Consider the following 19,438-nt stretch of genomic DNA (forward strand, 5'->3'; position numbering starts at 1 on the left):
CCTGCGAAAAACCCTTAATAAGCGACGCTCATACGTTGATTAATATGCGCGGCATTTTGCACTTCATCCAGCATAGCAATCGCGTAATCAGTCACTGATATTTTGCTTTCACCTTGTTCATTAGTAAAAAACGCATCGCCACCAATACGATACGGACCTTCACTTGCGCCAGGGTAAATAACCGCGGCAGGGCTTACAAACGTCCATTGTGTGGTTGTGTTTGTTGCTTTAAATACACTGAGAGCCTCACCTTGCGCCAACGCTTCATCTTTATATTCAGCAGGAAAGTCCGGCGATGACACTAACGTAACACCAGGCGCAACTTCTAAACTACCTGCACCACCAACCCACAGTAAACGAGTACTGCTACCTGACAGTGCAGTTAATAAACGCTTGGCCGTTTGCGCAACTAATTCATGGTTACCCGCTGCACGTCCACCGATTGAGGCAATCACCACATCAGCGTTCGTTAATACTTCTGCAATGTCATTTTGAGATTGTAAGTCAAACTCTTCTACCGCTGTACCGTCAGTCACCTTATCCGCATCACGAACAACCGCCGTCACATAGTGACCATTAGCTTTTGCCTGCGCCATGATGTGGCTACCAATCCAACCTGTTGCGCCTAAAATAGTAATATTCATGTCTGTATCCTTAAAAAAGTATTAATCATCTGAGTTGATGTAATCAGTTTACTTGCTCATTAATTGATGATAAATAAACCTTATAGATACACATTAGTTCACCTTAGGATGCTAATGGATAAGATAACTGCAATCCAAAGCTTTGTTGAAGTCGCCCGCAGTGGCAGCTTTACAAAAGCAGCTGCTCACTTAGAGCTCAGCCGCTTACAAGTCACCCGCCACGTACAAGACATTGAGCAGTGGCTGAGCTTGCGATTATTTCACCGCACCACCCGTAAAGTCAGCTTAACCAATCAGGGCGAAGAAGCGCTTGCCTACTGTAAGCAAATACTCAGCACCGTATTGGATTTACAAAGTAGAGCACATAACCATAATAACGAGCTGGTTGGTACCATTAGAGTCGCAGCCCCTATTGGACTTGGCCAAAATCTGTTGTTTGATGCAATTGAAGAATTTGTTGCTATACACCCAAATACTCATTTTCAGCTAGTACTCTCAGATCGGTTATCACAACTGGTTGATGAGCGAGTAGATATAGCACTGCGCTATACTCATGAGCCTGATGAGCAATTAATTGCGCGTAAGCTTATGTATATCAATACGGCTATTTGCGCCTCCCCAACTTATTTGGCGAACAACAGTCCAATCACTAAACCGCAAGATTTATTGCAACACAATTGTTTAGTGCATAGCGGTAGTTCAACATGGCATATTATTAGTGATAACGAGGATGAAAAAGTCACCGTAAAAGGCAGTATTAATGCTAATGATATGTCTGTGCTACTAAAAGCAGCAATCAAAGGAATGGGGATCGCAAATTTGCCGTGTGACTTGGCAAATCGCTATTTAGAGCAAGGTAAACTGGTTAAAGTGAATCCATCTTTTTCATCACCTGGCCAGCATTTATGGGCTGTGTATTTATCTCGTCATTATCAACAAAATGTGGTCAGAGCGTTTATTGATTTTTTAGCGCTGCGATGGCAACAAGATATCCTATAAAATGACTGTGTAGTATTAGAATATTACCCGTTACTGATTAGTGTATGTTTTACTAGGAGCTCATTGTATTAGAGTGCACTTAATCTCCACTCTGATACGTTTACGCACAATTAATATCTGGAGCAGAACATGGCTAAAGTACTTATGATCACCGGTGACTTTGTAGAAGACTATGAAAACATGGTGCCTTTTCAAGCATTATTGGCGATGGGTCACCAAGTTGATGCTGTATGTCCTGATAAAAAAGCAGGTGATACTATCGCCACCTCAATTCATGATTTTGAAGGCGACCAAACCTATACTGAAAAGCGCGGTCATAACTTTGCGCTAAACGCGACATTTGCCAATATTAATGCCGCTGATTACGATGCCCTGTATTTACCCGGTGGCCGTGCCCCTGAGTATTTACGCTTAAACGCGAAAGTAATTGAAATAATTCAGCATTTTGCTACAGCGGATAAACCCATTGCCTCTATTTGTCACGGCCCGCAATTGCTCACAGCAGCAGGAGTTATTGAAGGTAAAAAAGTATCCGCTTACCCTGCTTGCCAACCTGAAGTGAAAATGGCGGGTGCCGAGTACGTTGAATTACCAATGGATGGCGCCATTACCGATGGCAAACTAGTAACAGCACCAGCATGGCCTGCACACCCTGCCATGTTAAAACAGTTTGTAGCCTTGCTATAATCGCAGTTCAGCAGCATCAAGAGGTTAATCATGTGCCAACTTTTTATTAATGCCGACAGTCGGTTATGGACCTGTCGTACCAAATCACTGCGGATTGACGGCGTTGTTACGTCGATTCGTTTAGAAGAGTTTTTTTGGGATATTTTAGAAGAAGTGGCATTTCGTGATCAAATGACCGTTAATCAAATGATCACTAAGCTGTACCTTGAATCTCTTGATGCTGATCACGACATTGGTAATTTCACTTCATTTTTACGTGTCTGTTGTTCGCGTTATTTATCGCTGGTGGCCGATGGCAACTTAACCCGCGAAGATGCGATACCTTTAAATGATATCGACGCGACACAAGTTTTAGAACAAGAAAAATTGCGTACCAGTGTGCGCAAAAGCCAGTATATAGATACATCGTTAAAGTCTTCACTTAACTAGAGTTTTCATGTCACAATCCTCCTTAGTTCGATCTTTTAAAAAGATTGTTGGCGCACGTTATGTATTAACGAGCGATCGTGCAACTGCTCCTTACCGTAAAGGCTTTAGAGAAGGTCACGGTCCGGCACTAGCAGTAGTAAAACCGGCAACACTATTACAACAATGGCATATTTTACAAGCCTGTGTAAGTGCAAAGGTCATCGTTATTATGCAAGCCGCAAATACCGGTTTAACGGGCGGCTCAACACCGACACAAGGTTGCGATCGCAATACGGTGATCATCAACACCTCGCGCCTTAACGACATTCAAGTATTAGCTGAGCAACAACAAATTGTCGCGTTTCCTGGGGCGAGTTTGTTCTCATTAGAAAAAGCCCTCGCCCCATACGACCAAGTACCACATTCAGTTATTGGCTCATCATGTATTGGCGCATCGATTGTCGGTGGGGTATGTAATAACTCAGGTGGCGCTTTAGTTGAGCGAGGCCCAGCATATACTGAACTTGCCTTATACGCCCAAGTAAATAGCAATGGTAGCCTCAGTTTAATTAATAATTTAGATATTGAACTTGGCAATACACCAGAGCAAATACTCACTAATTTACAAAATAAAAAATACCGCACCCAAGATGTTAAAACGACAGCTAAGAAAGCATCTGATCGCGAATATGCCGATTGGGTTCGTAAAACAGATGATGATACCCCGGCACGATTTAATGCCGATCCTCGGCGTTTACATCAAGCCAGCGGCTGTGCGGGAAAACTAGCTGTATTCGCCGTACGAGTAGATACCTTCGCAAAAAATCAACAAGAACTGACGTTTTACCTCGGTACTAATTCCTCCACTGCGTTGCAAGCGGTACGAAAAACGTTATTAGAGCAAGCCACCAGCTTGCCTGTTTACGCCGAATATTTACACCGTGATATTTTTGAGCTTGCTGATAATTATGGTCGAGATACAGTATTATTAATTAAACATCTTGGCACCAATTGGTTGCCTACTTTTTTTAATATTAAGCGCCAGCTCGATTCCGTCTGTCAAAAACTGCCTTTTATACCCAAAAATGCTATTGATAAACTAGTTTATCGTTTCGCAAAACTGTTCCCAAGCCAAACACCCAATAAGCTCAAGCAATGGAATAGTCAATATCAACATCAGCTCATTTTGACAGTTAAAGGCGAGGCGCATCAACAAACTCTTGCATTGCTTGAACACGTTCAAAAAGACTACCAAATTGATTTTTTTCAGTGTAGTGAGCAAGAAGCTAAATCGGCATACTTACTGCGTTTTGCTGCCGCAGGTGCTGCTGTGCAATATGCCAAAATAAATCATCAAGAAGTCGAAGATATCCTCGCGCTGGATATCGCTTTAAAACGTAACCACAACGAATGGTTCGAAAAATTACCGCCAAGCATCTGCAATAAATTAGTAGGGAAACTGTATTACGGGCACTTTTTATGTCACGTATTTCACCAAGATTACTTAGTGCGTAAAGGTGAAGACGGCAAAGCAATTAAAGCAGCCTTACTTGAGTTATTAGAGCAACGCGGCGCACAATACCCCGCAGAGCATAATGTAGGGCATCATTATGATGCAAAACCAGCCCTTGCTGATAACTACCGCAATTTAGATCCAACCAATAGCTTTAATGCGGGCATTGGCGGCATGTCTAATAAGCGCGATTTTACATCGCGCTGTTAGCACACTTAAAAACTGTAATTAATCCCAGCATAATAACGGCGGCCTGAATAACTAGTATTAAGTAGCCGCGCATCGGTATCTTTACCCAAACGTGTTACCGACTCCGATTGCGTTAAGTTAATTACCGCTGCGGTAAAGCTTAAGTTATCGGTAACGTTATATGCTGCATTTACATCTACTTGCTGGTATGGATCTTGGTAGACATTTAAACCACTGTTAATACCGAGCACCGTTTCACCTCGTTTATTGTACGAAGCGCGAATGTTAAAACTATCCCCTTCATAATAAACGGAGGTGTTATATTGATAGTCAGCACTGCCTATTAATGGCGACTCTGCTAACTTTTCACCTGCAACTGTTACATCGGCCTGATTGGTGTTGTTATACGTGTAGTTTGCGTAAATACCAAAGCCACTATCAAAGGCGTGTTGAATAAACACTTCCACCCCTTTTGATACCGCATCAGTACCATTACCTACTGTGCTATACGGGGAAATACTAATAGTACCAGCATCAACAAGACCTGCTTGCCCTGCAAATTCACGCTGTGAATCAATCACCAGTGGCACGATAAAGTTATCGACCTGTTTATGAAATAACGCAACACCTAATGCAGAGCCTGGCGCGTAGTAATACTCAAGAGATAAATCGGCTTGTACTGACTCAAACGCTTTTAAATTTTTATTACCACCACTACCACTAAAACCGGGTTGTTCATTAAAAGCGGCGCGATCATCTGCCCATTCGTCCGACACATAAGTAATACGCTGTTGACTACCCAAATCGCCGTAATCGGGGCGCGACATCACTTTAGCAAGCGCACCACGGATCACCACATCATCACTGGCATCCCACGCAATATTTAAACTCGGCAATACGTGGGTGTCTGCTGTTTGCTGCGTGATCAACTGGTATTGCTCAACTAAACGATCATCACCGGTGATTTGCTCGCCCGTTTCGTCATCGGTTTCATCCAATAAAAAGGTATAGAGATCGGTTGAAGCACTGCTAGTCTTGGTTTGTACAACGCGCACACCAAAATTACCGCGTATATCTCTGTACTCAAAATCACCTTGTAAATAAAACGCACTGACCTGCTCGGCAATATCATAGACAAAGTTATCTTCAATTCGAGTATACGGCACATAGTTACTGTAAATATAATCGCGATATTTATGCCAATTAATAGTTGGCATTAAATTGATATTAAAGCCACCAGCAATATTGCTTTCACCTTCCACATTAAACACATCTTGTGCCTGTGGCATACCATTATTCCATTGATAGCTATCAAATTGCGTGATACCGCTTGCGCTTGCCTCGCCTGCGGCAATATCAAAACTCGGATCAAGGAAAAAGTTGTTGCCCGTTTCGCGATGCAGTGATGCATCGCGGTATTTTGCACCAGTGCGAATGGTGGTCAATATGCCCCAATCAACATAAAAATCAACGTCAGCTTGGTAGTACTTTTCTGCTAAGGTGCTACGTACAAAACTTGAGTTCGATGAGCCTGCATCACGACCTCCGCCAACACCTGCGAGCAAGTTATTGAGTGTATTTGGGTCTATCAGCATCGAAATACGGTCATCACTGATTGACCAAGCGGCACTTTGCGAGGCGTTCTCAATATTACTTTGCCCCTCACCCGCGTTTGAGCTTTTATACGCTGCTTGCCAACTTTCTTTTGGCCCGCCTTTAGCTTTAGTTTTACCAACGACAAAGCGTGCTGTAAAGTTGTCGCCTTCGTAGCTTAAGTTAAAATCAAAAGTATCAGAGGTTGACTCTTCATCCAAATAACTGCCGCGCAACCACGGCAATTGCATATCTTTTTCAACGCCACTGGCCATGGCACTGTAGTCCATGCCATTGACAATTGTGCCACTTTCATCAAGTGTAATACCGGTTAAAAAGTCAGGATTTAACGCCCATTCCGGCATATCAACGACCGAGTCGCTGCGTTGTTGCTTTAAACTAAAACCAAAGTAATTAAAACCTAGTTCAATGCGATTAGTTGGTCGCCACTGAGTCGAAAACTGCACGCCTTCACGTTCACGTTTTTCATTCACAACAGAGCTGCGCACCACCTGCGGAAACCACATATTCTCATAACGTTGCCCGTTGGCATCAGTCACCGCGCCCCAGTCATTACTGTTATTAACCTCGTTACCATTTATATCAACAGCTTGCTGACCTGTGTAACGCCAAACATTGGCATCTGTGCCGCCAGAGAGCGTACGGTTGGTGCGCTCTTGACGGGTATAGCCAAGTAAAAAACCAAAGCTATCGCTATCGTTTTTCCATGAATACAAACCAGTAAACTGAGGTTCATAATCTTCCGTTACATCTGCATAAGTACTTTCAACATTAAAAACGCCCGAATTAGCATCCATATCCAATGGTTTGCGGCTATGCATTAACACTGTACCACCGACGCCACCTTCATCTAGTCGCGCTTCAGGTGATTTGAATACTTCAACGCTTGCGATCATCGCTGATGGGAGTAAAGCATAATCAAATGAACGAGATGGCTCTCCTGGTGACGAGGCAATAAAATTACCATTTAACTGCGTGTAAGTAAGATCAGACGATAAACCACGAATACTCACCGTTGATCCTTCACCGCCTTCACGTTCAATCACTACACCCGGCACACGGGCTAATGAATCAGCCACGTTTTTATCCGGGAATTTACCAATGTCTTCAGCGGTAATGGCATCAACCACAGAACTTGATAAACGCTTCACCGCTAAGTTTTCAGCCATGCTAGAGCGAATACCTCGCACCTCAATCACTTCCATATCTTTTTCTGTTTGAGTGCCTGTTAATTGCTCGGCAGCCGCCGCATTCATAGCACTAAAAACCGATAAACTAATAACTGAAAAACGCAGCGATGCTGCTAAAGGCGAGTAACACGTTGAGGTTGACATTGAATGTACGAGTCCATTACTGGTTAACAATTGTAAAGGCGGCAATTGTACACAGCCAGACTTAATGGATTGTTAACCACAACTTACAAGTAACTGAATAAGCGAGCAAATAACCACCTCATAAATAGCCTTGCTCGCACCTAAATAACAGAGCTCGATAGGTTAATTACTCAAGCCTTGCATCCATAACGTTACTAACTGCTGAGCAGAGATACCTAGCGCTGGTGTCTCATTGGTATCAGCTGCTGTAGTGAAAATTTTCTGCGCGACTTGCCGACCAACAAGTTGAGAGGCTGAGGTTTTATCTATGCGTTGTTGATAAAAAGCCGTTAAGGCGTGCTCTAAATCATCATACTTTTCTAACACCCGTACAAGATGCCAAGCATCTTCTAGCGCCTGACATGCCCCCTGCCCTGAAGTAGGTAAAGGAGCATGAGCCGCATCTCCCATAATCAGTACGTTACCTTGATGCCAATATGGCAAACGGTCAATATCGTGCACAAATATTCGCTTCAGTGAGTTTTCATCATAAGACTTAAGCACCTGCTGTACCGCATCTGGCCAAGTTAAAAAGCGTTGGTGCATTTCTTCATACCAAGCAGATAGCGGCCGCGCTTTATCAATATTTGCACTCCACCCGGCAGCCCAATAACAAAGGTCTGCTTTAACAGGCACAATACCAAAGCGCTCGCCACGGCCGCGAAAATCATGGATCACATTATCTAAAGTGCCCGGTTTTAACTGGCTAATAGCAATAATATTAATAAACCCCTGATACTGAGGAGTGATTTTTTCAGCATATAAGAATTGCCTTACCACCGAGTTCATCCGCCCATCAGCGCCCACAACTAAATCAAAATCTTGTTTTAGTTGAGCAATCTCTGATACGGTTATTGCGCTGTTAAAATGTATGTTTACCCCTAAATCAGCTAATGTGCGGCCCAACACACTCATAAGATCACGGCGCAATATACTGATACTAGAAAAACCACTGAGTGTATTTACTTTTGCAATATCAAATTCACTTTGCACCGTGCCATGCTGATCACACTGACGCATAAACAAAGGCATACCGCCCAGCGCTTGGATCTGTTTATCCAAGCCCATTTGCTGTAACACAAACATTGCATTCGGCCATAACGTTACCCCGGCACCAATAGAGGAAATCTCACTATCGCGCTCAAATATGTTCACCTGATAACCTTTTCGTGCTGCAAGAATGGCCAGCGCTATCCCCCCGATGCCCGCACCCACAATGGCAATTCGCTTGCTGTTCATATTCTTTACCTCAATAATTAACTGAATAACCATTATCACAAAGTCATTTTTTAAGATAAATTAGTAATAATTGCGTTATTAATCCCATATTTTGAGTTAATTAATGATTGATAAAATCGAACTTCAGTGGTTACTCAGCTTTCAGTGCGTATATGAACAACTGAGCTTTAAACTCGCAGCCGAACAACTGCAATTGCCTACATCTAATGTTAGCCGCCATGTCGCGTTATTAGAGAAGCAACTTAATTTAAGGTTATTACAACGTACCACCCGAAAAATGATTGCAACGGCTGCAGGAAAACAACTTTATCAATCTATCACCCCACTGATACAAGCAATGAATGACTCGCTAGAAGAGGTGTCTTTGTATGGTGATTCTCTTGCCGGGCATCTTAAAATCATCATGCCTGATCTGCCTTTTTTAGCCGAAATAAGCGCAGAGTTTTGCTCTGTGCATCCACAAATACAACTAAGTTGCGATACGCAACTAAATCCAACCGAAGGCTTGTTAGAGGGATTTGATTTGGTGCTACGCTTTGGCCGTGGTCCATTGGACGATTCAGGTTGGGTTGCTAAAGAACTGCTGCGCTGGCCCAGTTGCATTGTTGGCGCGCCACAACTGATCAACAATGCGCCACCGCCTCGCTCGCTAGATGAGTTAAGTAAAGTTCCTTGTATTACTAGCTTATCAGTACTGCAAGGTATGCCTTGGCGTTTTAAACAGCAACAAGCAGTGCAAGTAAAATCTAATTTTAAAGTAAACAGTGGCAACATGGCCAAAGCCGCTGCACTAAAAGGGCTCGGCTATGCCATTTTACCCATTCATGCATGCCAAGAAGATATAGACAACGGCTCATTGATCAATATTAAACTCGACCATGAACCAGAAGATCTGGTGTTATACGCATTTTATGCAGGCAGAAAATACCCGCTAGAAAAGGTAAAAGTATTTTTAGAATTCTTAAAGTCTAACTGCATTGAGCTTACCTAAGATATCAATGCAATTAGAATTAGATGCACAAGTAAGCTAGAAGAAGGAAAGTATAAGCCCTCATATACAAGGTATCCCTCGATATGACACAATCGCCGGTGTAATGAGCCAAAAACACCTTAAAGTCATGCTTTCCCCTGTGATTAGAGGTATTAATAACCGCTCGTGATAATGGTTAAATATATTCTATAAAAGTTTTATTCATCTACTTGTAAATATTATAAAAGTAACCATATATCAATACTATAATGATTTAATAATTCATCAGCCGCTAGTAACAAAGGATGTATATGCACGCCGAAAATTCACTTTCTAACAGTAAAAATATACTCATTAATCTTACTGATCAAAATAGTAGCGATGCTAATTTAAATTACCTATTAACACACTTTTGTGGCACAACAATAACCTGCGCAGCTGATATTACCTGCGTTAATGATCCGCAAAGAATATATGTTATTGGCGATCTTGCAAAACTTGATAGCTGTTTTAATGAGCATGTTGAGCTGTTAGTTATTAAAGAATTTTCTCTTAATATTGAGCCTATAAGTAATGCGACACTAACAACCATTAGCCATGGGCAAGTGCCATTAAATATTCACGGTGCGGGGGTTTATTATCGTAAACTGTTTAGTGATGAATGTGACTATTTTTCAAAAATAAAAGCCGAGCATGACTTTCAACAATTAACAGAGTCTAACAAACCATCAACCGCGCTGCGTAAAGGCATATACATCAGCAAAGTAACGCAAACTAACGCTAAAGACGAGCAACTGCATTTTCATTTACTACGCTGCTCTAGCAATTTAACCGGGGCTACCGACAACCTGCGTGAAACCGACCATCACGTTGTTAATTTGGTAAATGAGGCAGCTAAATATGACTTTACACAGCCTACCGACCTTAATCATGTATTGGCGCAGATTTATGAAAATAAAGCTAAAGATGAAAATAACCCAAAAGATGTTAAAGCAAAAATAAAAGCCCACTCAGATAAAACCAAAGATATGCCAAAAGCGGGGCTAATTGCTTTTTGTACATTTTACGAAAACAGTAAATTTGCTGAGCTAACACCATCAAAAACCGACACATTCGATTGGTGTTATAAAAAATCAAGCGCCCTAACTCGTTTAATCTTTAAGCTTAAACCCACGGTAACTGATGAATCATTAGTAAAAGAATTTACCGTGACTTTATACCCTAACTCGGTGTTTATTATTCCGCTGTCAACTAATCGCTTATATACCCATGAAATACGCCCTTCGGTATTAAACATCGATAAAATTCCTATTAGAATGGGCTATGTAATACGCTGCTCTAATTTAGAAGCGGTTTATACAAACGATAAAACCTTCATAAAAGAAAATGATGAACTCATTGAAATGAAAAATATCAATGACGAAAACATGCTTGATTTAAGAGATGCTTACTACAAAGAAAACAAATACCAAAGCCACGTTGATTACGGCACAGTGCATTTTAGTATGAACTCTGGCGATTATAAAAAGCCGATATTATGACCTTCCCGTTTTATAAAATAACCCTCCCTTGTGATGAGCACTTATTTGCTCATTTACAAGCGCATACCCAATTAGAAAATATAACGAAAGGTCGGCTAGGTAACACGCTGATTAAAAAAACCAGTGCGGGTATTCCCCTTGTTAGAACCACCAGCCAATACCAACACCCGGCTCAAGCGTTTTTAACCTGCCACCAGCAAATTGTTGAGCATATAAATAAAGCGCTTAAACAACATGCATTACCAGAGACTGACTTTAACAATGCGTTGGTCGAAGTGTATGATGCCAGCTACAGCACCATGAAATATCACAGTGATCAGTGCTTAGACATTAAAAAACCTTCATGTATTGCGCTATTTTCGTGTTACGAAAAACCCGATTTATTAACTGATAAGCATATTAGAACTCTGCGCGTTAAACATAAAAATAGTGACGAGCAATTTGATATACCGCTCACACATAACAGTGTGGTGTTATTTTCAACCGATACCAATGAGCAGTATCATCATAAAATTATATTGCAAAAAACACCCAGTTTTAAAAAGGGTGAAATAGATAATAAATGGTTTGGCCTAACATTTAGAGAGTCAAAAACCTTTATCAAATTTAAAAACGGCCAACCCTATTTAAACAACGGCCAGCGGCTTACTTTCGCAACAGAATCTGAACAAAAACAATACTATAAGCTCAGAGGAGAAGAAAACAAAAGCCTTGAGTTTAACTATCCACCAATCAATTACACATTAAGTGCTGCCGATTTACTTGAGCCTTAAATATATTATTGAAAGTCGGTATGCCACTGGCTGCACTTACACCTGCGCCAGTGATATATAATATCGTCATAAATAATCCTGTTTAATTGTAAGATTTACGACTCGTTATTGCAGCGTTTAGAACCCTGTTGATTTCTAGCCAGTAAGTTAATTTGTGTAATTGCGCGCTCCATTTTTATGCGTGCTGAGCTATTAGCTGAGTGAACAGCTATTGCTGGTGGTACAAAGCCATCAATAAACACTGCCCGCTCAATCCAAAGTAAAACATCATAGCCAGTGCCTTTATTATCATTTCCTAAATCATGATCGAGGCTGAGCTGCTTTACTTTACCGGTCTTCAAAAGTTTAATCACTTCATCGGGCCAATAGGCTCGTAACCAACCGGCTGGAGTTTCCCTCTCATCATCTAAATATACGTTCATAGATTTATACCACTTAAAAAAGTATTCAGACTCTGAAAACAACAGCTAACAACCCTTTAAGTACAAATAGTGAATAACCGTTATTTCCCGGAGGGCGGCGGGGCTTGATTACGAATAAATGCGGGTATATCAAAAATATCTGAAGCTTGAGGTTTATAGATTACAGCATCTGGCTTTTTTAGTTCACTATTAGGCGCTTTATCATTAGGTTCAACAAGCATCTTCGCGCTTGCGCCCGTTGCTATGATCAACAGTTCGTAATTAGTTGCTAAGCTCTCAATTTTAGACACACCACAGATCACTAACGCATTAGGGCTAACTTGCTGGCGAACCGTGTCGGTGATGAGATTATAACTACCCAGTGAAATCTCATCTTTACAGTTTACTTGCACAATAACGCCGGTACTTGATGACATATCAACTTGGTTAACCAGCGGATTATTAAGCGCCCCATCAAGCGCGTTTGAAAGTTCATCTTCAAGATCGCACTTGCCTACACCTAATACGGCATCGCCTTGGCAATCCATAATTTTAGCAAAGTCGTTTAAATCAACGTTAATCAAACCTTGATAACACAGCATATCGATTAACGATTTTATTAATGAATGCAATATTTGGTTGCTGTGCTTAAATGCATCAAACAAGCCAACATCATTACCTAACACTTCAATAAGTTGATCATTAGGTAACGTGATCACCGCATTAGCATACTCTTTTAAGGTATTCAGCCCTGCTTGCGCTATGTTGCTTCTAAACTGCCCTTCACTGCTAAAAGGCAATGTCGCTACAAATATCACTGGCTTATTTTGCTCACGCGCAAGCTGCGCTATAAATGGGCTTGCGCCAGTGCCGGTGCCACCACCAAGCCCTGTTGCACACAATAAAATATCGCAGCTATTTATTAATACTAACAGTTGCTCTTTACTCTCTTGAGCAGCCTGTAGGCCAACCTCAGGATCGGCCCCAGCGCCATAACCATGAGTTAACTCAGCACCGATAAGCACGGCATCATCACTTTGTGTATGTTCGAGCACCACTTTATCGGTATTAACACTAAATAACTTAGCCTGCTTACTCTCTCGCTGCTCATAAATACTATTTAACGTATTACAGCCGCAGCCACCAATACCAAATACACCAATAGATAAACCATCTTGCTGCTCAATTAATTGAAACATAACCACTCCTTTCATCTTTAAAAGAAGCATAGCAAACAGGTGCGTCAAGAATTGACGCACCCAGACTAGCTAAGGTCATTAGAGGTAGTATGTAGTAGCAGCTTTAAGCTTAGAAATAATTCTTTGCCGCAGCTTTTCAGGTTTAATAACCTCAAGCCAATGAGCACATTTAAGCAACTCATCAGTTAACTGCTCTGTATCAATGGTTTGGTAGGTGAGTAATACGTTTTTATCGTCAATCTGTTGCTTGTCAATCAGCTCGCCAAGTTCAATAAAACCTTGATTAACCGCCGAATGGCTGGGCACTTTAACAATTAACTCAATAGCTGATTGCTTCATACCTTTATTAATCGCACTGCGTAACGATTTTAATTGCTCAGCAGTTGGCCCACGTCGTGTTTTTTGTAGTACCTGTACATTACGAATACGGTAAACCGGCATTTGGTAGCATTTATCGTGAAGTTGCCCCACCATAAACTGCACCATTAAAACACCGCCTTGCTCAACTAAGTTATAAAAACTCAATTCAGTAAACTTAAGCCAATGTGCCTCATTGTAAAGTACTCTATAAAGCTCAGCACTCACTGCACGTTTATGCTCAATCGCATGCTCAATTTGCGCAACTAAATGAGTATCAATATTCACCTTTAACGACGATTTTGGAAGGGTTGCAAGCCAGTCAGGTACATGGCCATTAAAACGCTTAAGAGCCTGCTCTGCTTTAGTATGCACAGAGCGTTTCACATCGCTCGGTACAGATTGCGGTAGTAGCTGCTCTAGCAGCAAATAATGTTCAGCGACTTCACTGCTCATTATTTTAGCGCTACCACCTCGCCACTGCGCATTGATAGACCAGCCATACGGTTTACTCCGCGTGTCTTTTTCAAGCCCAAAACAACCCTGATCGTAAAGTGATTGCAGGTCTCTCTGCAGCATGCGAACTGAGATATCAAAGCCCCGACTTAAAAGCTTAGCTTTCAAGTCGGGTACTGAAACACGTTTTGGGGCTTTTGGTATACAATCAAAAAGTAAATTATACCGCTGTATCTGCATTGCTTATAAAACCCTAAGTAATAGTTTGTTAAAAATCACTAAGCTTAACACTCTATCTACCTTAGACTTTTAAAATAACACCTCGATGGTATTTCAAGTATTTATGGTGTTCACTTTGTGTTTTAATCTTTATTGAGTTATCAAGCTGTAATTCATCAATAAGCTTCAATGGTAGTTTTTTACTAAATATAATTTCCCCGCCATCTTCAAAACTAATGAAGCCTTTATCAAATAAATCATCGTATAGTGAAGATAAAAGCAACCCATTATACTTATCTAACCTTTGAAGATTATCTGAATCTTTCCAAGGCCTAATATGGGAAGCTTTTAAAACGGCCTCAAACTTTACTCCAGTAACTGCACAGCCTTTCCAAAGCGAGATCAAACTTTTTCGATATTTCCCCTGCCCTATACGTGATTGAATTAAGCTTTCACGTTCCGTAGGTGATAGTGATACAGAACAATCCAAATCAATTAATGTTTCGTAAAAGCTATCTTTTAGTTGACTAAAAACACCTGTACCTAAAGTTTCACGTAAACGTGTAAACTTCTCTGTATTGCTTTCCTTTGTAGAAAATTTGATATTAACAAAGTGTTTATCTTCATCAGCTTTAATTTGCGATTTATCTATTATTGCATTTGTAACACGATGAAAGTCTTCTTGTGTAAGCTTTCCGACTACAAGAGCGCCATTTTCAGAGCAATATATCCTTAATCTTGACGCTTGTCCTCTGCCTACCATAAACCGAGGCCTTTCTTTATTATCGTGCCAACGGCAATCTGATGTTATTAGGCTATTTTTAACAACTAAAGTTAAAGTATTTGCTAAATCAAATACCTCTGGGAAATTCATAAACCATTCTTTTGCTTTTTCTGGTATCTCAAATGCTGCTTTGCTTATATCTATCATAGTTATTCTCCAATAAAGTTGTTATACATATCTTTTTCATTAATTTTCAATTAAACAAACCCAATCTTCTGCTTCCCGCCTTCTTTAAGATCGTTTTGCTCTTGTAATATCGATAACATTCGCTCTTGAGTCATTCGTTTCTTTGAAAATTTCATTTGCCTTTTTACAATCGCAAAGTCACCTGGTGTTAGCTTCGACAGTTTGAATAGCTTATGCATTAGGTCCTTCTTTAACACCCCTTGGCCCAATGTATCTTTAAATAATTGCTTAGCTTGAACCGAAGTTAAGTAGGTTAAATTTAAATTAAAATCAAATCGCCTCATTACCGCTTTATCTAAGTTTTTAGCAAAGTTAGTCGCAGCAAAAAGTGGGAGTTGAAATTGCTCCATCTGGCATAATAATTCATTAACTGTTTGTACCTCCCAATTTGCCGTTGCTTGTTCACGGCTACACAACAAGCTATCAGCTTCATCAATAAATATTGCACTTCCTTCTTGTGTAGCTTGTTTAAATAGTTGAGCAATGTTTTGCTCATTTTCGCCAACCCACTTGCTTAGTAAGTCAGATGCTTTGATCGAAATAAGTTTAAAGTCAGCTTTTTCGCATAAATAATTCACAAAGGCTGTTTTACCTGTGCCTGGCGGGCCAGTTAGCAATGTACGTGAACTTGAATACTCTATTACAGCCTCTTCCACCTGTTCGAGTGATGCATACTCAGACTCTACGTTTACCATTTGTGGATTAAACTTTTGCGCTGCTTGATAAGTTAATTCATATGTTGAAAAGCCGCATGCAGTTAAGGTGTCTTGAATATTCTCTTCAATACATTCACGTGCTTCTTGAGCTTTAAACCCACATAACCTCGCTACATGTACTGCTTTAGCAATATGAGCTGGCAGCAAATTCTTTTGAGCAGCTAACTGACTTATAAAGCTGTTACCAACACTCAAGCCTTTAACATATTTGCCGATCATTTTTTCTTTAGTTGCTTTGTTTAGATCAGGAATTTCGTAAACAATATTAAATCGTCTAATAACGCTCTGTGGTAAATCCTCTAAATGGTTGGTGATCCAAATACTCACTACCGGATGATTTTCAATGTAAGTATGAAGTAGCTCTTTTGAGAAGCTTTTAGAGAATAAATCACGCTCAAAAATGTTTTCACACTCATCCAATAACAATATTGTTTTTTTACGCTTACCTACCAACTTACTCACCACATTAAAGTGCTCTAAACGCAGCTCAGAGCTTGCGCTTCGACTATCGAGCTCGTTAGTTGGGTTTATTAAGTTGCTACCTTTAGCTTGCACCTTAAGCAACTGCGAGTCACACGCTTGCGCTAAATATTTCGCCAATGAAGTTTTACCCGAACCTGGCACACCATAAAATAAAATACTCAATGGTTGCCCACCGGTCTTAGTCGCATTTTGTGTAGCTTTTAGTAAAGTATTTAAATCTAAGTGCGATAAATCAGCAGCGCTAAGTTCAGAAGCTTCACAGGCAGTGACCAAGTTAGATAAAATATCACTTTCACTATTTAACTTACCCTCGAGCAGGCTTTTAGCAATTGCGTTTGGTAATATTAAAAACTCATCTTCCCCAGCAAATATCTCCATATCCATTGAATACATGCCAGATTCAATAATTAACCCAATTTGCTTGTTAAGCAGTGCCTCATCAATACTAAGCACGTAAGCTATTTTTTCTAAAATAACGCTCGCGTAATCGTCACGTAAGTATTCAACAAGTTCGCGCAATGGTTTACTGAGCGTCATACAGCACGAAAAAATAACTAAAGGAGTAACCACTTTTGGCAGTGAAAACGCTTTACAAAATATATACACATTTTTTTGTATCGTTTTTGACATTGTGTTGATTGCTAAATGATCTATTCGCGTGATCAAATCATCAACATCTAAGCCCTGTAAATTTGTATAGCTAAAGCCAGAAATGCTACATAAAGCCTTTTTAAATAGCTTATCTTGCCAAAGCTCTTCTGTGTCGAACTCTTCTAATAATTCAGTGGTAAAGTGTGCCACAATACGTTTTAATTGAGGGGTTGTGTTCATGCTATGTACCTAGTTGTTTGTAATCAATGGATACATAGTAGCAAGGCAAAAAATTTTGAGAGCACGTAACAATAAAACTAAATTTACAATATAAAACAACCACTTAAAAACATAAAAACGACTGAAATTTAATTTTTTAAATGATTTTTGACTTTAAGCTCTATAACAACTTGTTATATATGATGTTTATTGTCTAATTTGAAGATGTAAAATTAACTAATAGCTCTAAAAGGCACGTGTGAGGATTTATATGGAAATATTGAATAAAAAACCAGGTTCATTTGATAATCCTATTATCATAAAGAATAAACATCAAAACATAGAGTTATCTAAAGAGTATGCACGCCGTGGGGAGTTATATATCCATCGCACTTTTCTACAAAAATCTACAAAACATAACTACGGTGATGAATTTGCATTTGATAAGGCGCCAGAAGGAGACGAACATTTTGCTTTAAATGTAATCTCCAACCCTAATTTACAGCCACTTGATATTAAAATAGCCTTAGCCTTATTTGAAATACTTGAATGGCGTCACAAAGCTGAAGGCATGGTTTACTTATGTACCTCAAAAGAGTTAGACCTCGAAAACTATGGTGAATTCGGGGAGGATATTGTTTTTAGCGATGGATTTGAGAGAGAAATAGACCCCACCCCCCTTGCCGACCAATTATCTGCGTTATTTAAAACTTCAATTTCTACCGATGCTTTAAATAAAGTACTTAACCGTTTGGATAGCTTCCACTATATAAACGTAACCCCAGTTACAATGGCAAATTCAAAACTTGCTAAACCAGAACAAAAAACGAGTAAGAGTAAAGCTTATCTTAAGCTAATTGAAATTAACGAAATGATGGATACAAAAAACCTCACCAATATTTGGGTTGTAAATAAGGAATTAAAATGAATAAACATAATTATTGCCGCAGAATTATGGAAGTGTACGGTGTTATTGTCGACTTTGAAGGGAATATTTCTAGAACTAATGTACCAGGCCCGATAGATGAAAATGAAACACTCAGAGGTTGGACTAATAGAGTTTTAGGTGATGACGTTTATGATGTCTCGTTTAGTTTGCAGCACACTTATGCACCACAAACTAGGATGAGTACGATTATTGATGACTCCTATGATGCTGCACAGCAAGCCAAAAAAATACTGAAAAACACAGTTAAAAATAAAACGGACCGCTTGAAGGAAGAGCTAAAAGAAGAGCTGGAGCACGAATCTTTAAAACACCAGAAAAAAATTAAAAAGATTTTAGCTAAGCAAAAAGCTAAAAAAGAAATACCCGTAGAGGTGACCTCTCCCGAAGCCGATGATTTAGATCTTGAAGAAATTTATGGCTTAGCAAAAGATTTAACTCTTCACCCAATAACGGAGCAATTAATAGACTCCGCATTTAATCGTGAAAGTTTGACTCCTGAAGAGTTAATCTTAAATTTAGTGATGTCGTTAAACCTACGTGTAGATGAACTCGATAAACTCAGAGACATTACTTCTTAATATCGACTTATAGAGTTAGCATTTCTGACTATAAACCCAATCTCTACTTGCTTATTTAGCTAATTTATATAAATTAGCTAAATACTCTTCTCAAAGTACACTCTTATGAACGAGCAAGTGATATTCCATAATATCAAAACAGCGTTAAACAACGCGCCACGCAATCAGTTTACTGTCGAAATGCACCTACAAATGATTAAATACGCTGATAATCTAAAAAGCATAACCGCTAAAGAGTTTTGCCAAGGCGTAGGGTTAAAAGACAGTTTTGGCACTGAATTTTCAAAAATGCGCAACCTCACTCAACGACTCAAAGCCGCAGGCTTAAACACCGACTTGCTCTAATAACG

18 protein-coding genes are annotated in these 19,438 nt (G+C 40.0%); 10 read left to right on the top strand and 8 right to left on the bottom strand.

The window, feature by feature from the left end:
• Positions 1-14: 14 nt before the first annotated feature.
• Positions 15-644, bottom strand: coding sequence for an NAD(P)-dependent oxidoreductase (locus H5186_RS08825; protein WP_182794353.1), 630 nt, complete (start codon positions 642-644; stop codon positions 15-17).
• A 114-nt stretch (positions 645-758) separates the two neighbouring features.
• Between H5186_RS08825 and H5186_RS08830 the strand changes: the two genes are divergently transcribed.
• The 4 genes from H5186_RS08830 to dld all read left to right on the top strand — a co-directional run bounded on the left by H5186_RS08830 (position 759) and on the right by dld (position 4,461).
• Positions 759-1,643, top strand: a complete 885-nt coding sequence (locus tag H5186_RS08830) for a LysR family transcriptional regulator (protein ID WP_149981896.1) — start codon at positions 759-761, stop codon at positions 1,641-1,643.
• A gap of 129 nt (positions 1,644-1,772) precedes the next feature.
• Positions 1,773-2,330: a DJ-1/PfpI family protein gene (locus H5186_RS08835; protein WP_149981897.1), complete on the top strand. Its 558-nt coding sequence runs from the start codon at positions 1,773-1,775 to the stop codon at positions 2,328-2,330.
• Between the two features lie 30 nt (positions 2,331-2,360).
• On the top strand, positions 2,361-2,759 hold the full coding sequence (locus H5186_RS08840) for a ribbon-helix-helix domain-containing protein (protein WP_149981898.1): 399 nt from the start codon (positions 2,361-2,363) through the stop codon (positions 2,757-2,759).
• A gap of 7 nt (positions 2,760-2,766) precedes the next feature.
• Positions 2,767-4,461, top strand: a complete 1,695-nt coding sequence (gene dld, locus H5186_RS08845) for a D-lactate dehydrogenase (protein ID WP_182794354.1) — start codon at positions 2,767-2,769, stop codon at positions 4,459-4,461.
• Between the two features lie 5 nt (positions 4,462-4,466).
• Here dld and H5186_RS08850 read toward each other — a convergent pair whose 3' ends face one another.
• Both H5186_RS08850 and H5186_RS08855 read right to left on the bottom strand, forming a co-directional pair.
• Complete coding sequence (locus H5186_RS08850) at positions 4,467-7,388, bottom strand: TonB-dependent receptor (protein WP_182794355.1); 2,922 nt, start codon at positions 7,386-7,388, stop codon at positions 4,467-4,469.
• Between the two features lie 162 nt (positions 7,389-7,550).
• Entirely contained in the window at positions 7,551-8,666 is a 1,116-nt protein-coding gene (locus tag H5186_RS08855) for an FAD-dependent monooxygenase (protein ID WP_182794356.1), read from the bottom strand.
• Between the two features lie 103 nt (positions 8,667-8,769).
• Between H5186_RS08855 and H5186_RS08860 the strand changes: the two genes are divergently transcribed.
• From H5186_RS08860 to H5186_RS08870, 3 genes are all read left to right on the top strand, one after another.
• Positions 8,770-9,657 carry a LysR family transcriptional regulator gene (locus tag H5186_RS08860; protein WP_182784696.1) on the top strand — a complete coding sequence of 296 codons (888 nt, stop codon included), beginning with the start codon at positions 8,770-8,772 and terminating at the stop codon, positions 9,655-9,657.
• Positions 9,658-9,947: 290 nt separating this feature from the next.
• Positions 9,948-11,177, top strand: a complete 1,230-nt coding sequence (locus tag H5186_RS08865; RefSeq protein WP_182768086.1) for a hypothetical protein — start codon at positions 9,948-9,950, stop codon at positions 11,175-11,177.
• On the top strand, positions 11,174-11,950 hold the full coding sequence (locus tag H5186_RS08870; RefSeq protein ID WP_182794357.1) for an alpha-ketoglutarate-dependent dioxygenase AlkB: 777 nt from the start codon (positions 11,174-11,176) through the stop codon (positions 11,948-11,950). Before H5186_RS08865 ends, H5186_RS08870 begins: the two co-directional genes overlap by 4 nt.
• A gap of 95 nt (positions 11,951-12,045) precedes the next feature.
• On the opposite strand, the gene H5186_RS08875 is transcribed toward H5186_RS08870, so the two are convergent.
• From H5186_RS08875 to H5186_RS08895, 5 genes are all read right to left on the bottom strand, one after another.
• On the bottom strand, positions 12,046-12,372 hold the full coding sequence (locus tag H5186_RS08875) for a cyclic-phosphate processing receiver domain-containing protein (RefSeq protein WP_182784692.1): 327 nt from the start codon (positions 12,370-12,372) through the stop codon (positions 12,046-12,048).
• Positions 12,373-12,452: 80 nt separating this feature from the next.
• Positions 12,453-13,550 (bottom strand): cell division protein FtsZ, encoded by a 1,098-nt coding sequence (locus H5186_RS08880; RefSeq protein WP_182719077.1) that lies wholly within the window; start codon positions 13,548-13,550, stop codon positions 12,453-12,455.
• A gap of 78 nt (positions 13,551-13,628) precedes the next feature.
• A complete protein-coding gene (locus tag H5186_RS08885; protein ID WP_259400301.1) occupies positions 13,629-14,531 on the bottom strand; it encodes a YafY family protein in 903 nt (300 codons plus the stop codon).
• Positions 14,532-14,664: 133 nt separating this feature from the next.
• Positions 14,665-15,513, bottom strand: coding sequence for an HNH endonuclease (locus tag H5186_RS08890; protein WP_182794359.1), 849 nt, complete (start codon positions 15,511-15,513; stop codon positions 14,665-14,667).
• Positions 15,514-15,563: 50 nt separating this feature from the next.
• Positions 15,564-17,582 carry an ATP-binding protein gene (locus H5186_RS08895; protein WP_182794360.1) on the bottom strand — a complete coding sequence of 673 codons (2,019 nt, stop codon included), beginning with the start codon at positions 17,580-17,582 and terminating at the stop codon, positions 15,564-15,566.
• A 250-nt stretch (positions 17,583-17,832) separates the two neighbouring features.
• Between H5186_RS08895 and H5186_RS08900 the strand changes: the two genes are divergently transcribed.
• From H5186_RS08900 to H5186_RS08910, 3 genes are all read left to right on the top strand, one after another.
• A complete protein-coding gene (locus tag H5186_RS08900) occupies positions 17,833-18,489 on the top strand; it encodes a hypothetical protein (protein ID WP_182794361.1) in 657 nt (218 codons plus the stop codon).
• The gene (locus tag H5186_RS08905) at positions 18,486-19,088 is read left to right on the top strand and encodes a hypothetical protein (protein ID WP_145242093.1); all 603 of its coding nucleotides are present in this window, start codon (positions 18,486-18,488) and stop codon (positions 19,086-19,088) included. The genes H5186_RS08900 and H5186_RS08905 overlap by 4 nt, the downstream gene beginning before the upstream one ends.
• 105 nt (positions 19,089-19,193) lie before the next feature.
• Positions 19,194-19,433, top strand: a complete 240-nt coding sequence (locus H5186_RS08910) for a transcription factor (protein ID WP_182794362.1) — start codon at positions 19,194-19,196, stop codon at positions 19,431-19,433.
• Positions 19,434-19,438: the final 5 nt, after the last annotated feature.

The organism is Pseudoalteromonas sp. SG41-2, assembly GCF_014164535.1.
Taxonomy (GTDB): Bacteria; Pseudomonadota; Gammaproteobacteria; order Enterobacterales; family Alteromonadaceae; genus Pseudoalteromonas; species Pseudoalteromonas rhizosphaerae.

Coding starts and splice junctions, on each gene's coding strand:
- H5186_RS08835 (WP_149981897.1), top strand. CDS start 1,773: ATGGCTAAAGTACTTATGATCACCGGTGACTTTGTAGAAGACTATGAA.
- dld (WP_182794354.1), top strand. CDS start 2,767: ATGTCACAATCCTCCTTAGTTCGATCTTTTAAAAAGATTGTTGGCGCA.
- H5186_RS08830 (WP_149981896.1), top strand. CDS start 759: ATGGATAAGATAACTGCAATCCAAAGCTTTGTTGAAGTCGCCCGCAGT.
- H5186_RS08890 (WP_182794359.1), bottom strand. CDS start 15,513: ATGATAGATATAAGCAAAGCAGCATTTGAGATACCAGAAAAAGCAAAA.
- H5186_RS08880 (WP_182719077.1), bottom strand. CDS start 13,550: ATGTTTCAATTAATTGAGCAGCAAGATGGTTTATCTATTGGTGTATTT.
- H5186_RS08895 (WP_182794360.1), bottom strand. CDS start 17,582: ATGAACACAACCCCTCAATTAAAACGTATTGTGGCACACTTTACCACT.
- H5186_RS08900 (WP_182794361.1), top strand. CDS start 17,833: ATGGAAATATTGAATAAAAAACCAGGTTCATTTGATAATCCTATTATC.
- H5186_RS08905 (WP_145242093.1), top strand. CDS start 18,486: ATGAATAAACATAATTATTGCCGCAGAATTATGGAAGTGTACGGTGTT.
- H5186_RS08865 (WP_182768086.1), top strand. CDS start 9,948: ATGCACGCCGAAAATTCACTTTCTAACAGTAAAAATATACTCATTAAT.
- H5186_RS08855 (WP_182794356.1), bottom strand. CDS start 8,666: ATGAACAGCAAGCGAATTGCCATTGTGGGTGCGGGCATCGGGGGGATA.
- H5186_RS08875 (WP_182784692.1), bottom strand. CDS start 12,372: ATGAACGTATATTTAGATGATGAGAGGGAAACTCCAGCCGGTTGGTTA.
- H5186_RS08840 (WP_149981898.1), top strand. CDS start 2,361: ATGTGCCAACTTTTTATTAATGCCGACAGTCGGTTATGGACCTGTCGT.
- H5186_RS08910 (WP_182794362.1), top strand. CDS start 19,194: ATGAACGAGCAAGTGATATTCCATAATATCAAAACAGCGTTAAACAAC.
- H5186_RS08850 (WP_182794355.1), bottom strand. CDS start 7,388: ATGTCAACCTCAACGTGTTACTCGCCTTTAGCAGCATCGCTGCGTTTT.
- H5186_RS08860 (WP_182784696.1), top strand. CDS start 8,770: ATGATTGATAAAATCGAACTTCAGTGGTTACTCAGCTTTCAGTGCGTA.
- H5186_RS08825 (WP_182794353.1), bottom strand. CDS start 644: ATGAATATTACTATTTTAGGCGCAACAGGTTGGATTGGTAGCCACATC.
- H5186_RS08870 (WP_182794357.1), top strand. CDS start 11,174: ATGACCTTCCCGTTTTATAAAATAACCCTCCCTTGTGATGAGCACTTA.